At 72.4% G+C, this 14,253-nt stretch carries 8 protein-coding genes; all 8 read left to right on the top strand.

Going from position 1 to position 14,253, the window contains the following annotated elements; translation table 11 throughout:
- Window positions 1–86: 86 nt before the first annotated feature.
- Window positions 87–2,597 carry a DNA translocase FtsK 4TM domain-containing protein gene (locus tag QCD66_RS28810; protein WP_375735206.1) on the top strand — a complete coding sequence of 837 codons (2,511 nt, stop codon included), beginning with the start codon at window positions 87–89 and terminating at the stop codon, window positions 2,595–2,597.
- Between the two features lie 55 nt (window positions 2,598–2,652).
- Complete coding sequence (gene rimO, locus QCD66_RS28805; protein ID WP_375735207.1) at window positions 2,653–4,119, top strand: 30S ribosomal protein S12 methylthiotransferase RimO; 1,467 nt, start codon at window positions 2,653–2,655, stop codon at window positions 4,117–4,119.
- Window positions 4,120–4,171: 52 nt separating this feature from the next.
- Window positions 4,172–4,771 carry a CDP-diacylglycerol--glycerol-3-phosphate 3-phosphatidyltransferase gene (gene pgsA, locus QCD66_RS28800; RefSeq protein WP_357535888.1) on the top strand — a complete coding sequence of 200 codons (600 nt, stop codon included), beginning with the start codon at window positions 4,172–4,174 and terminating at the stop codon, window positions 4,769–4,771.
- Complete coding sequence (locus QCD66_RS28795) at window positions 4,768–5,388, top strand: CinA family protein (RefSeq protein ID WP_375735208.1); 621 nt, start codon at window positions 4,768–4,770, stop codon at window positions 5,386–5,388. The genes pgsA and QCD66_RS28795 overlap by 4 nt, the downstream gene beginning before the upstream one ends.
- A 177-nt stretch (window positions 5,389–5,565) precedes the next feature.
- Window positions 5,566–6,123 carry a helix-turn-helix transcriptional regulator gene (locus tag QCD66_RS28790; RefSeq protein WP_364207942.1) on the top strand — a complete coding sequence of 186 codons (558 nt, stop codon included), beginning with the start codon at window positions 5,566–5,568 and terminating at the stop codon, window positions 6,121–6,123.
- Window positions 6,124–6,354: 231 nt separating this feature from the next.
- Complete coding sequence (locus QCD66_RS28785; protein WP_375736319.1) at window positions 6,355–7,224, top strand: PspA/IM30 family protein; 870 nt, start codon at window positions 6,355–6,357, stop codon at window positions 7,222–7,224.
- Window positions 7,225–7,252: 28 nt separating this feature from the next.
- The gene (pspM, locus tag QCD66_RS28780) at window positions 7,253–8,038 is read left to right on the top strand and encodes a phage shock envelope stress response protein PspM (RefSeq protein WP_357535893.1); all 786 of its coding nucleotides are present in this window, start codon (window positions 7,253–7,255) and stop codon (window positions 8,036–8,038) included.
- A gap of 313 nt (window positions 8,039–8,351) precedes the next feature.
- The gene (locus QCD66_RS28775) at window positions 8,352–14,168 is read left to right on the top strand and encodes a ThuA domain-containing protein (RefSeq protein WP_375736318.1); all 5,817 of its coding nucleotides are present in this window, start codon (window positions 8,352–8,354) and stop codon (window positions 14,166–14,168) included.
- Window positions 14,169–14,253 lie beyond the last annotated feature (85 nt).

Raw genomic sequence — 14,253 nt, 5'->3', positions numbered from 1 at the left:
AGCCGGCACCGCCACCGGCGACGGACGGCGGGACACGGCAGTCAAAAGCGAGGATTAGTCGGACCGCGCGGCTACCGTGTGACTCTATGGCGGGGCGGACCTCTTCGGCTAACCGGCGTCGGAGCGCGTCACCGGCGCGCGGCGCCGCGACGCCGCGCGCCCGCCAACCGGCGAAGACCCGGGCCGCAGCCACCCCCCGCAAGCGGCCGGCCCGCACCCCGACCCGCGGCCGGGCCAGCCCCGCCGTCCACCTCGGTCGCGGCGTCCGTGCCGTGTGGATGGGACTGGCCCACTCCGTCGGCTGGGCGGTGCGCGCCGTCGGCCGCCAGGTCGCCCCCGCCCGCGACCTCGACCCGGGCCACCGCCGCGACGGCGCCGGCCTGTTCCTGCTCGGGCTGGCCATCCTGACCGGCGTCGCGGTCTGGTTCTCCGGCGCCGGGCCGGTCGGCGCCCGGGTCGCCGACACCGTGCGGCTCTTCCTCGGCGCGATCGCCGCCGCCGTCCCGCTGCTGCTGCTCGTCAGCGCGGTCAAGCTCATGCGCGAACCCGGCGACCCCGCACACCGGGGCCGCAGCCTCGTCGGCTGGACCGCGCTGATCGTGTCGACCGCCGGGCTGCTGCACATCGGGCAGGACCCGGTCGACAACGCCCAGCGCGACTACGCCGGCGGCCTGATCGGGGCCGGCGTCGGGCAGCTTCTGGTCAAGGCGGTGACCGGCTGGGTCGCCGTACCCCTGCTCGTGCTGCTGATGCTCTTCGGGCTCCTGGTCATCACCGCCACCCCGATCAACAAGGTGCCGGAACGGGTCGGCATGCTCGTCGGCTCGCTGCTCGGCCGCCCGTCGGGTCCGTACGACCCCGACGACGACATCGACGACGCCGACGGTCCCGACGGGGAGGACGAGGAACCACCGCCGTCCAAGCGCCGCCCGGCCCGCCGCCGGGTCGCCACCGCCGCCGAGCCGGAACCCGCCGAGCCCGGATACGACGACCAGGAGGTCGTCCACGACACCGTGGTGCTGCCGCGCAAGCCGGCCGGCAAGGGCGCCGCCCGCAAGCCCGCCCCGCCGCCCGAGCACTCCCCGGCCCCGACCCGGGCCGAGCAGTTGGCCATCTCCGGGATGGCCGGCGACTACCGGCTGCCCCCCGCCAACCTGCTCAAGGGCGGCAGCGCGCCCAAGACCCGCAGCAAGGCCAACGACGACGTCATGGCCGCCCTCGAGGGCGTCTTCGACCAGTTCGGCGTCGACGCGGCGGTGACCGGTTTCACCCGCGGCCCGACCGTCACCCGCTACGAGGTCGAACTGGGCCACGGCGTCAAGGTCGAACGGATCACCCAGCTCTCCCGCAACATCGCCTACGCGGTCAAATCGCCCGACGTACGCATCCTCAGCCCGATCCCGGGCAAGAGCGCGGTCGGCGTGGAGATCCCCAACTCCGACCGCGAGGACGTGGCACTCGGTGACGTCCTGCGCTCACGGGCGGCGACCAGCGACCACCACCCGATGGTGGTCGCCCTCGGCAAGGACATCGAGGGCGGCTACGTGGTGGCCAACCTGGCGAAGATGCCGCACATCCTGATCGCCGGCGCGACCGGTGCCGGCAAGTCCTCCTGCCTCAACTCCCTGCTGGTCTCGCTGCTGAGCCGGGCCACCCCCGACGAGGTACGGCTGGTGCTGATCGACCCCAAGCGGGTCGAGATGAGCGCGTACGAGGGGATCCCGCACCTGGTGACCCCGATCATCACCAACCCCAAGAAGGCGGCCGACTCGCTGGACTGGGTCGTGCGCGAGATGGACATGCGCTACGACGACCTGGCCGCCGCCGGGGTCCGCCACATCGACGACTACAACCGCAAGGTGCGCGCCGGGCAGGTCAAGCCGCCGCCGGGCAGCGAACGGGAGATCCGCCCCTACCCCTACCTGCTGGTGATCGTCGACGAGCTGGCCGACCTGATGATGGTCGCCCCGCGCGACGTCGAGGACTCCGTGGTCCGGATCACCCAGCTCGCCCGGGCCGCCGGCATCCACCTGGTGCTGGCCACCCAGCGGCCCTCGGTCGACGTCGTCACCGGCCTGATCAAGGCCAACGTGCCCTCCCGGCTGGCGTTCGCCACCAGCTCGCTCGCCGACTCCCGGGTCATCCTCGACCAGCCCGGTGCCGAGAAGCTCATCGGTCGCGGCGACGGACTCTTCCTGCCGATGGGCGCCTCCAAGCCGGTCCGGATCCAGGGTGCCTGGGTCGGCGAGTCCGAGATCAACGACATCGTCAAGTTCTGCAAGGACCAGCGCGAGCCGGAGTTCCGGCCGGACGTGCTCGCCCCGGCGCAGGACAACAAGAAGAAGATCGACGAGGACATCGGCGACGACCTGGACGTGCTGATCCAGGCGATCGAGCTGGTGGTGACCTCGCAGTTCGGGTCGACGTCGATGCTCCAGCGCAAGCTGCGGGTCGGGTTCGCCAAGGCCGGCCGGCTGATGGACCTGATGGAGACCCGCGGGATCGTCGGCCCCTCCGAGGGCTCCAAGGCCCGCGACGTGCTGGTCAAACCCGACGAACTCGAGGAGGCGCTCGTCGCGCTGCGGGCCGACGACTGACGCCGTACGGGTGCCGGGGGGCCGGGCTGTCAGCCCGGCCCGGTACCCTCGGGAGGTGTCTGTGACCTCCTCCTCCCCACCTCCCGACGGCCGCCGGGTGGCGCTGCTGACCCTGGGCTGCGCTCGTAACGAGGTCGACTCGGAGGAGTTGGCCGCCCGCCTGCACGCGGACGGATGGCAGGTCAGCACCGACGGCGAGGGCGCCGACGTGGTGCTGGTCAACACCTGCGGCTTCGTCGAGAAGGCCAAGCAGGACTCCATCCAGACCCTTCTCGACGCCGCCGACACCGGTGCCAAGGTGGTCGCGGCCGGCTGCATGGCCGAGCGCTACGGCCGCGAGCTGGCCGGCAGCCTGCCCGAGGCCCAGGCGGTGCTCGGCTTCGACGACTACCCCGACATCTCCGCCCGGCTCCGGTCGGTGCTGGCCGGGGAGCAGCTCGACGCGCACGTCCCGCGCGACCGGCGCGAACTGCTGCCGCTGACCCCGGTGTCCCGCCGCGACAGCGCGGTCGTGGTGCCCGGCCACGCGACCGTCGACGCGCACACCCCGGCCCACCTGCGGCCGGTGCTGCGCCGCCGGCTCGACGCCGGGCCGGTCGCCTCGCTCAAGCTCGCCAGCGGCTGCGACCGCCGGTGCTCGTTCTGCGCCATCCCCGCCTTCCGCGGCGCGTTCGTCTCCCGTACGCCGGACGAACTGCTGGCCGAGGCCGAGTGGCTGGCCAAGACCGGGGTCCGCGAACTGGTCCTGGTCAGCGAGAACTCCACGTCGTACGGCAAGGACCTCGGCGACCCGCGGCTGCTGGAGAAACTGCTGCCCCAGCTGGCCGCGGTCACCGGCATCGTGCGGGTCCGGGCCAGCTACCTCCAGCCGGCCGAGACCCGGCCCGGCCTGGTGGAGGCGATCGCCACCACGCCCGGTGTCGCGCCGTACTTCGACCTGTCGTTCCAGCACTCCAGCGAGCCGGTGCTGCGCCGGATGCGGCGGTTCGGGTCGACGGCCCGCTTCCTGGAGCTGCTGGAGTCGGCCCGGGCGCTCGCCCCGGAGGCCGGCGCGCGCAGCAACTTCATCGTCGGCTTCCCCGGTGAGACCCGGGCCGACGTCGACGAGCTGGTCCGCTTCCTGACCGACGCCCGGCTCGACGCCATCGGCGTCTTCGACTACAGCGACGAGGACGGCACCGAGGCCGCCTCGCTGCCCGGCAAGGTGTCGGCGGCGACCGTGAAGCGGCGCTACGACAAGCTCGCCGCCCTGGCCGACGAGCTGTGCTCGCAGCGTGCCGAGGAGCGGATCGGGACGACGGTCGAGGTGCTCGTCGACTCGGTCGAAGACGGGCTGGTCGAGGGGCGGGCCGCCCACCAGGCGCCCGAGGTCGACGGTTCGACGACCCTGGTGGCGCCACCGACGGGCGGAGTGGACCTCGCCGTCCTGCGCCCCGGCGACCTGGTGCGGGCGACCGTGACCGGCACGGAGGGGGTCGACCTCCTCGCGGTGCCGGTCGAAATGATCTCGGCAGCGGCGTGACCGGGGCGGCCCACCGGGTCCGGCCGCGGCACGACCGGGCGGGGACGTGCTGATGGAGACGACGAGTCACCCGCCGTCCAGTTCGTCCTCCGTCGCCGGCCAGGTGCCACTGCTCAACGCCGCCAACGCGCTGACCGCCCTGCGCATGGTGCTCATCCCGGTCTTCGCGGTGCTGGTCGTCACCTCGGCGATGACGCACTCCAGCACCCGGATCGCGGCCTGCGTGACCTTCGCGGTCGCCTCGGCGACCGATCTCGTCGACGGCTGGATCGCCCGCCGGTTCGGGCTGGTCACGGCGTTCGGCAAGGTCGCCGACCCGATCGCCGACAAGGCGTTGACCGGGACCGCCCTGGTCCTGCTCTCCTGGTACGACCAGTTGCCCTGGTGGGTGACCGGGCTGATCCTGGTCCGCGAGTTCGGGGTGACGCTGATCCGGTTCTGGGTCATCCGCTACGGGGTGATCGCGGCCAGCCGGGGCGGCAAGCTGAAGACGGCGCTGCAGACCCTCGCCATCGTCTGGTACCTGTGGCCGGTGCCGGCGGCCCTGGCCGGGGTCGGTCCGTGGATCATGGCCGCGGCGGTGCTGGTGACCGTGCTCACCGGGCTCGACTACGTGCTGCGCGCCCTGCGGCTGCGCGGCCGGGCCGGATGACCGCCGGCCGGCCGGCCGGCGTCGACCCGGCGGGGCTGACCGGGCTGGTGGACCGGCTCAAGGCGCGGGGATCGACCCTGGCGACCGCCGAGTCGCTGACCGGTGGCCTGCTGGCGGCCACCCTGGTCGAGGTGCCCGGGGTCAGCGCGGTCTTCCGGGGCGGGCTGGTGGTCTACGCCACCGAGCTGAAGGGGTCGCTGGCCGGCGTACCGGCCGGTCTGCTGGCCGAGCGCGGTCCGGTCGACCCGGACGTGGCGGTGGCGCTGGCGGACGGCGCGCGGGCCGCCTGCGGGGCCGACTGGGGGCTGGCGACGACCGGGGTGGCCGGGCCGGAGCCGCAGGACGGCAAGCCGGTGGGGCTGGTCTACGTCGCGGTGGCCGGTCCGTCGGGGCCGGCGGTCCGCCGGCTGACCCTCGACGGCGACCGGACCGCCGTTCGGGCGGGTACTGTCGTCGCCGCGCTGCGCCTGCTGGCCGAACAAATCGACGCCGCCACCGGCGTCGGAGGAACGGCCGCCGCCACCGGCGTCGGAGGAACGGCCGCCGCCACCGGCGTCGCAAAAGCGGCCCCCGCCACCAGCGCCGGGCGGGGTGACGAGCCGCCGGAATCTGGCTGAAAGCAGCGAGATGTGCCCGATGGGTGGGATTCTGGGCCCCCGCGGCGGACTGATCACCGCGGGGGGATGGTGGACGAATGCCCCGGCGGGGCAGGATGTCTTAAGGGCTCCGCAGCGGGTACGGTTGCGGGAAGCCTCCGGCAGACGCCGGTTGGCCCCGCGTGAGGAGGAGGTGCCATGGTCCTGCTACGCCGGGTGATCGGTGACGCATTGCGCGCGCGCCGGCAGGGACAGCACCGCACCCTACGCGAGGTCTCCACCGCCGCCAACGTCAGTCTCGGCTATCTGTCCGAGATCGAGCGGGGTCAGAAGGAAGCGTCCAGCGAGCTGCTCGCGTCGATCTGCGACGCGCTCGGCGCCCACCTGTCCGACCTGCTGCGCGAGGTCAGCCACACGGTCGCGCTGGCCGAGCAGATGCAGGGCGTGCTGGTGCCGGTGCAGGACGCGCCGGGTGCCGATCCGGCCGTCGGGCGCGAGGTGCGGCCCGCCGGCGCCGCCCGTCCGGCCCGGACCGCGGTCGGCGCGGACGCGCGTGCCGCCCGGGCCGCCGAGGTGCGGCCCACCGCCGACGCCGGCCGGCTGCCGGTCGGTGAGGCCAAGGTGCGCCAGGTCACCTCCGACGGCAAGGTTTCGGTGTCGGTGCGCCAGGAGGGGCCGCTGAAGGCGACCCTGCGGACCACCCGCACGGTGCGCTCCGGCAAGAAGCACGACCTCGACGTCGTCTACGCCGCCTGATCAATCGCCCGCGCTACCCGGTGTGTCCGTACGGGCACGCGCCGGCTCGGCAATGCTGGCCGGGCCTGGGTAAGGTTGATCTCCTGACCGGACCGTATCCCCGGATATCCCCCTGAGGCCGGGTGACGCGCTGGCGCCGGGCTGGGACGATGGAGACGTGCCGTACGGTCGCCCGGGTCGGGTCGACCCGGGCGGGACACCGCACTGATGACACTGAGGGGACACGCGAATATGGCGAACCCGTTCGTCAAGGGCTGGCGCTACGTGATGGCGCTCTTCGGCGCCAAGATCGACGAACATGCCGATCCGAAGGTGCAGATCCAGCAGGCCGTCGAGGAGTCCCAGCGCCAGCATCAGGCGCTCGTCCAGCAGGCAGCCGCGGTGATCGGCAACCAGCGGCAGCTGGAGATGAAGCTGTCCCGCCAGATGTCCGAGGTCGAGAAGCTCCAGTCGATGGCCCGGCAGTCGCTGGTGCTCGCCGACCGGTCGCGGGCCTCCGGTGACGAGGCCGAGGCCGGCAAGTACGAGCAGACGGCGCAGACGCTGGCGACCCAGCTGGTCTCCGCCGAGCAGTCGATGGAGGACCTCAAGGCGCTGCACGACCAGGCGCTGGCCGCTGCGGCCCAGGCCCGCCGGGCGGTGGAGAACAACGCGATGGTCCTGCAGCAGCGGCTGGCCGAGCGCACCAAGCTGCTGAGCCAGCTCGAGCAGGCCAAGATGCAGGAGACCGTGGCCCGGTCGCTGGAGTCGATGTCGTCGCTGGCCGCACCGGCCAACACCCCGTCGCTCGACGAGGTCCGCGACAAGATCGAGCGCCGTTACGCCAACGCGATGGGCCGGGCCGAACTGGCCAGCAACTCCGTCGAGGGCCGGATGCTCGAGGTGCAGAAGACGACGCTGGACATGGCCGGCTCGTCGCGGCTGGAGCAGATCCGGGCCAGCATGGCCGGTGAGCAGCTGGGTGGCCAGCAGCAGGCCGCCGGGCAGCCCTCCGTCGGCCAGGCCGCGACCGGTGACCCGGCGAGCGTGGCCCGGCTGGACGAGATCCGGGCCAGCCTGTCCAAGGAGCGCAACACCGGCGATCAGAGCGCCGCCGGCTGACCCGGCCGGGGCGGGGGAGGAGCTTCACGTGGCCGACCAGCGGGCGCGCTACTTCCGCCGGCTCCGCAAGCTGCGCCGGTCCGCCCGGCGCTGGACCGTGCTCGGTGGCGGCTTCGGTGGGGCCGCCGCCATCCTGATCCCGTACGCCGGGATCGGGCTGCCCGACGCCGCCTGGGCCGCCGCCGCGGGTGGTTCGATCGCGCTCGCCGCGTGGCGGTGGATCGACCTGCGGGCGCTGGCCGCCCAGCCGGCGCCGCCCCCGCCCGAGCCGGTGAGCCCCGAGCAGGCCCGGGCGCGGCTGGTCGCGGCGGTCGAGCGGCTGCCCGTCGGCAAGACCGCGATGGAGGAGGTCCGCCGGCAGCGGTCCCGGATGGCCCTGCGCGGCTCCTCGGCGGCCGAGCCGTCGGCGCGGCTGGACCGGGCGTCGGCGGCGATGGCCGGGCTGGCGGGCGACCTGACCGGCTCGGCCGACGCGGCGGTGCTGGACGCGGCGGTGGCCGAGCGGTCTTTGCGCGAACTCGCCCAGCGGGTGGCCGGCGTGGAGCGGGCGCTGCGGGTCGCGCCCGCCGACTCCCGTGACGGTCTGGACGAGGCGCACCGCAACCTGGTCGACCAGTTGACCGGGGGCGTGACCGCCTACGAGCGGCTGGTCGCGGCGGCGGCGGGGTATGTGGCCGAGGACGGCCGGGGTGCCGTGGAGCATCCGGCGGTGTCGCAGTTGGCCGACGCGAGCGAGCGGCTGCGCGGGGTCGCCTCGGACCTGGCCGAGTTGCGCAAGTTCGCCGACCCGATGCGGGCCCAGCAGCAGCACTGACGGCGGCCGGGCACCGGGTGCCCGGCCGGCGGTCCCGACCGGCGTCGCCCCTCGCCCACGCGGGTTCTGGATTGCGGATCAATCCGGCGAATCGATCAAGCCGATCTTGTGTTTACGTAACCGTTACCAATGTTGGCTTGTCTATGTCTTGCGCCGTCGGGGCGTACCGGGGCTAATTTGTTCAACCACCCTACAAAATGGAGCGGGCGACCTCGGCGGGTCGCGCGCGCCTGAACCCCACCACCCGACTCCGGCCCTTCGGCGAGCTGGCGACGGGACTCATCCCTGTCCTCGACAGATGATGGAGATCCCCGTGTCCCCAACGCGCCGATCGCGATCACCGCGCGCCCTGACCCGCCTCCTGCTCACCGGCACCGTCGCCCTCGCGCTCGCCGCGACCGGCGTGGTGGCCGGCCCGGCACCCGCCTCCGCCGCGCCCGTAGCCACGCGCGCCGTGACGGCGGTCGACCCGTACTCGGTCCTGGTCTTCTCCAAGACGGCCGGGTTCCGCCACGACTCGATCCCGGCCGGCATCGCCGCGATCCAGCAACTCGGCGCCGACAACGGGTTCACCGTCGACACCACAGAGGACGGCGCCGCGTTCACCGACGCCAACCTCGCCCGGTACGCCGCGGTGATCTGGCTGTCCACCACCGGCGACGTCCTCGACCCCGACCAGCAGGCCGCGTTCGAGCGGTACGTGCGGGCCGGCGGCGGCTACGTCGGCGTGCACGCCGCCTCCGACACCGAATACAGCTGGGAGTGGTACGGCGGCCTCGTCGGCGCGTACTTCTCCGCCCACCCGGCCAACCAGCAGGCCACCATCAAGGTCGAGGACCCGGCGCACCCGTCCACGGCGGCGCTGCCGGCGAACTGGTCCCGCTACGACGAGTGGTACAACTTCCAGACCAACCCGCGCGGCGACGTACACGTGCTCGCCAGCCTCGACGAGCGGACGTACACCCCGGGGGCCGGGGCGATGGGCGCCGACCACCCGATCGCCTGGTGCCACGACTACGACGGCGGCCGGGCCTGGTACACCGGCGGCGGCCACACCAACGAGTCGTACACCGAACCGGAGTTCGTCGCGCACCTGCTCGGCGGCATCCAGACCGCCGCCGGTGCCGTCGACGCCGACTGCCGGGCCACCCTGGACGACAGCTTCGAGAAGATCAGTCTGGACAGCAACACCAACAACCCGATGGAACTCGACGTCGCCGGCGACGGCCGGGTCTTCTACGCCGAGCGGGACGGCCGGGTCCAGGTGATCGACCCCGAGACCGGGCTGACCAGCACCGCGATGACCCTGCCGGTCTTCACCGGCAACGAGGACGGCCTGATCGGGCTGCGGCTCGACCCCGGCTTCGACACCAACGGCTGGATCTACCTCTACTACGCGCCGGCCGGCGGCGGCCCGCGCAACCTGCTCTCCCGCTTCACGGTCACCGGCACCACCATCGACCCGGCCAGCGAGAGCGTCGTCATCCAGGTCGACACCCAGCGCAACACCTGCTGCCACGCCGGCGGCAGCATGGTCTTCGACGCCGACGGCAACCTCTACCTGGCCACCGGCGACAACACCAACCCGTTCGAGTCCAGCGCCTACACCCCGATCGACGAGCGGCCGGGCCGGCAGGACTACGACGCCCAGCGCAGCTCCGGCAACACCAACGACCTGCGTGGCAAGGTGCTGCGGATCCACCCGGAGGACGCCGGCGGCTACACCGTGCCGACCGGCAACCTGTTCCCGGCCGGCACCGCGCAGACCCGCCCGGAGATCTACGCGATGGGCTTCCGCAACCCGTTCCGGATCGGCATCGACCAGCAGACCGGCGTGCTCTACGTCGCCGACTACGGCCCCGACGCCGGCACCGCCAACCCCAACCGGGGACCCGAGGGCCGGGTCGAGTGGAACGTCGTCGACGCGCCCGGCAACTTCGGCTGGCCGTACTGTCACGGCAGCAACCTGGCGTACAACGACTTCACGTTCCCGTCCGGACCGAGCGGGGCGAAGTTCGACTGCGCGGCGCCGGTGAACAACTCGCCGAACAACACCGGCCTGACCAACCTGCCGCCGGCGATCCCGGCCACCGTCGACTACGGCTACAGCCCCGACCCGCGTTACCCGGAGATCGGTGGCGGCGGCGCGCCGATGGGCGGCCCGGTCTACCGGTACGACCCCGAACTGGCCTCCGACACCAAGTGGCCGGCGTACTTCGACGGCAAGGCGCTGTTCGGCGAGTGGAACCAGTCCAAGATGTACACGTTCCAGGTCAGTGCCGACGCGACCGAACTGGTCGACATCAACAACCTGCTGACCGGCATGGAGTTCATCCGCCCGATGGACTTCGAGTTCGGCCCCGACGGCGCCCTCTACATGATCGAGTGGGGCAGCGGGTTCGGCGGGAACAACGACAACTCCGGCGTCTACCGGATCGACTACATCGCCGGTGACCGGGCCCCGATCGCGGTCGCCAGCGCCGAGCCCACGTCCGGGCAGGCGCCGCTGGCCGTACAGTTCTCCAGCGCCGGCTCCCGCGACCCGGACGGCGGCCAGATCACCTTCGCCTGGACGTTCGGCGACGGCGGCACCTCGACCGCCGCCAACCCGGCACACACGTACGCCGAGCCGGGCAACTACACCGCCCAGCTCACCGTCACCAACGAGAAGGGCCGCGACGCGGTCGCGAACGTGCCCGTCACGGTCGGCAACACCGCGCCGACGGTGACCATCGAGTTCCCGCCGGACGGCGGCTTCTTCGACTGGGGCGACCAGGTCGAATACACCGTGCGGGTCACCGACCCCGAGGACGGCGAGATCGACTGCGACCGGGTCGTCCTGCAGTCGTTCCTCGGGCACGACGAGCACTCCCATCCGCTGGACACCTACCACGGCTGCACCGGCACGGTGCAGACGTCGCTGGCCGCCGGGCACGGTGCCGAGGCCAACGTGTTCGCGGTCTTCGAGGCCAGCTACACCGACAACGGCGGCGTCGGCGGCGCCAGCCCGCTGACCGGCCGGTCCATCGAGCGGTTGCAGCCCAAGCGCAAGCAGGCCGAGTACTTCACCGCCACCGGCCGGACCGCCGACGGCACCGGCGGCGGCGACCCGGGCGTGCAGAAGGAGACCACCGGCGACACCGCCGGCGGCTTCCAGAACATCGGCTTCATCGAGGACGGCGACTGGTGGTCGGTCGCGCCCGCCAGCCTGTACAGCATCGACCAGCTCCGGTTCCGGGTCGCGTCCGCCGAACAGGGCGGCCTGATCCAGGTCCGCAGCGGCGCCGTCGACGGTCCGCTGCTGGTCACCGCCACGGTGCCCGGGACCGGCGCCTGGCAGACGTACACCGACGTCACGGTCGACCTGACCGACCCGCCGGCGGGCAGCGCACCGCTGTTCTTCGTCGCCAAGCATCCGAGCGGCGGCGCCAACTCGCTGTTCAACGTCAACTGGGTCGACTTCCTCGGCCGCGGCGTCACCGAGAACGCCCCGCCGACGGTGACCGTCGCCGCCGACCCGACGACCGGCACCGCCCCGCTGACCGTGAACTTCACCGGGACGGCGACCGACCCCGAGGGCGAATCCCCGCTGACGTACCAGTGGGACTTCGGCGACGGCGGCTCGGCCACCACGGCGAACGCCACCCACACCTACACCGTGCCGGGCACGTTCACCGCCACCCTCACCGTCACCGACGCGCGGGGCGCCAAGGCGTACGCCAGCACCACCGTCCGCGCCGAGGCGCCCAACACGTCCTGCTTCGGGGCGCGTTCGGACGACTTCGCGGGCAACTCGCTCGACAAGACCCGGTGGACCACCGTCGTACGGGAGAACCAGCTCTACTCGGTCGCGGACGGCGTGCTGAAGCTGCCGACCTCGGTCGGCGACCTGTACGGCGCCCGGACCGACGCCACCAACATCGTGCTCCAGCCGGCGCCCGGCGGGGCCTGGCAGGCGACGACGAAGGTGACGGTGCCGGTCACCGCCAACTACCAGCAGGCCGGCCTGATCGTCTACGGCGACGACGCCAACTGGGCGAAGCTCGACCTGCTCTTCGGCGATTCCCGGAAGATCGAGTTCATCCGGCAGACCGCCGGCACCCCGCGCAACGAGGGGGCCGACGCCGCGCCGGCGCCGGCCGGTGACACCGTGTACCTGCGGATCATCAGCGACGGTACGACGCTGACCGCCGAGGCGTCCGGCGACGGGCAGAACTTCACCCCGGTGGGCCGGTCGGCCGTGCTCGCCGGCATCGAGAACCCGAAGATCGGCCTGTTCGCGCTGAACGGCGGCACCACCGCGCCGGTGGTCGAGGCCCACTTCGACTGGTTCCAGATCACGCCGGACGAGCCGGCCGGACCGGTCGAACCGTCGGACGAGTTCGACGGCACCGCGCTCGACAAGTGCCGGTGGGACGCGATCCTGCGCGAGGACGCCACCGCCTACCGGCTCGAGGGCGGGTCGCTGAAGATCGACGTACCGAACGGTGACATCTACACCGGCAGCAACACCGGGCCGACGAACTTCATCATGCAGGGCGCGCCGGAAGGCGACTGGACCCTGGAGACGAAGGTCGACGGCAGCCTGCTGAACGAGCAGTACCAGCAGGCCGGGCTCATCGTGCACGCCGACGACGACAACTACCTGAAACTCGACTACATCGTCGACAACACCCCCGGTCAGCCGGTCTCCCGCCGGATCGAGTTCCGCAGCGAGATCGGATCGGTGGTCCAGAACCCGCAGCCCCAGGTCACCAACCTCACCGACTCGGTGTGGCACCTGCGGCTGAGCCGGACCGGGAACGTCTACACGGCGTCGTACTCGCTCGACGGGCAGGAGTGGACGAGCTTCGAGCCGTTGACGAACGCCGCCGTCGGGGCGACGCCGAACGTCGGCCTGTTCACCCTCGGCGCCAACCAGACGGCGTCGAAGACCGCGTCGTTCGACTACTTCCGGCTGACCACCGAAACCGCCGACGGCACCGCGCCGGTCACCACCGGCACCGTCGACGGGCCGGGGACCGCCGGCTGGTACACCGGCCCGGCCACCGTCACCCTCACCGCCACCGACGAGGCCGGCGGCAGCGGTGTCGCGTCGACCGAGTACCAGCTCGACGACGAGACCGGCTGGACGGCGTACACCGAACCGGTGGTGATCAGCGGGGACGGCGGCCACGAGCTGCGGTTCCGGTCGACCGACGAGGCCGGAAACGTGGAGGAGACGAAGACCGTCGAGGTCCGGATCGACACCACCGCGCCGGTGACGGCTGCCGAGTTCGCCCCGTCGAACGACAACGGCTGGCACGCCGGCACCGTCCCGGTCACCCTCACCACGACCGAGACCGGCTCCGGCGTCACCAAGGTCGAGTACGCGCTCGACGGCGGTGACTGGACGCCGTACACCGAGCCGGTCGACGTCAGCGGCGACGGACAGCACGAGCTGCTGTACCGGGCCACCGACGCCGCCGGCAACGTCGAGACGCTCAAGTCCGCGATCATCAAGATCGACGGTACGAAGCCGACCGTCATCGTCGCCGGGCTCGCCGACGGCCAGCTCTACGGGGACAGCCAGGACGTCCGGGTCACCTTCGCGGCCGTCGACCCCACCAGCGGCATCGAGGCCACCGTCGGGAAGCTCGACGGGGTGACGTACCACAGCGGGACGCTCCAGGCCATGTACGAACTGACCCTCGGCATGCACGAGCTGACCGTCACCGCCACGGACAAGGCCGGGAACGAGACGACCTCGACCGTACGGTTCTTCGTCACCACCTCGTTCCGCGACATGCAGAACCTGATCGACCGGTTCAAGGCCACCGGGCGGTTGTCGAACAAGGCCCACCGGCAGCTGACGAACAAGCTGGCAGCTGCCCGGCTGTCCGAGGCCGAGGGGCGTGACAACCGGGCGATCCAGCAGCTCACCGCCTTCCGGGGGCTGGCGTCGGACACCGCGCTGGTGACCGACGCCGAGGTGCGCGCGGTGCTCGTCCGCGACACCGACGCGATGATCGTCCGGCTGGGCGGTTCGGCCAGTACGGCCGGCGTCAGGGCCAACGACGGGAAGTCCGTGAAGGGGGCCGGCCGGGTGGCCGAGGACCCGACCCGGATCGCCCCCGGCGGCAAGCTCTAGGAACCACCGGTCGCCGGTAGGCGGCCTGCAAGGGGAAGTTCGGTCGCCGGTAGGCGGCTTGCAAGGGGAAGTTCGGTCGCCGGCA

Origin of the sequence: Polymorphospora sp. A560 (assembly GCF_045781765.1) — a bacterium.
Lineage (GTDB): Bacteria > Actinomycetota > Actinomycetes > Mycobacteriales > Micromonosporaceae > Polymorphospora > Polymorphospora lycopeni.
The sequence above is the reverse complement of the archived record's forward strand: the minus strand, read 5'-3'. Positions and strand labels throughout refer to the sequence as shown.

Excerpts from the sequence above, each read along its gene's own strand:
- QCD66_RS28810 (WP_375735206.1), top strand. The coding sequence starts at position 87 with ATGGCGGGGCGGACCTCTTCGGCTAACCGGCGTCGGAGCGCGTCACCG.
- pgsA (WP_357535888.1), top strand. The coding sequence starts at position 4,172 with ATGGAGACGACGAGTCACCCGCCGTCCAGTTCGTCCTCCGTCGCCGGC.
- QCD66_RS28795 (WP_375735208.1), top strand. The coding sequence starts at position 4,768 with ATGACCGCCGGCCGGCCGGCCGGCGTCGACCCGGCGGGGCTGACCGGG.
- QCD66_RS28790 (WP_364207942.1), top strand. The coding sequence starts at position 5,566 with ATGGTCCTGCTACGCCGGGTGATCGGTGACGCATTGCGCGCGCGCCGG.
- QCD66_RS28785 (WP_375736319.1), top strand. The coding sequence starts at position 6,355 with ATGGCGAACCCGTTCGTCAAGGGCTGGCGCTACGTGATGGCGCTCTTC.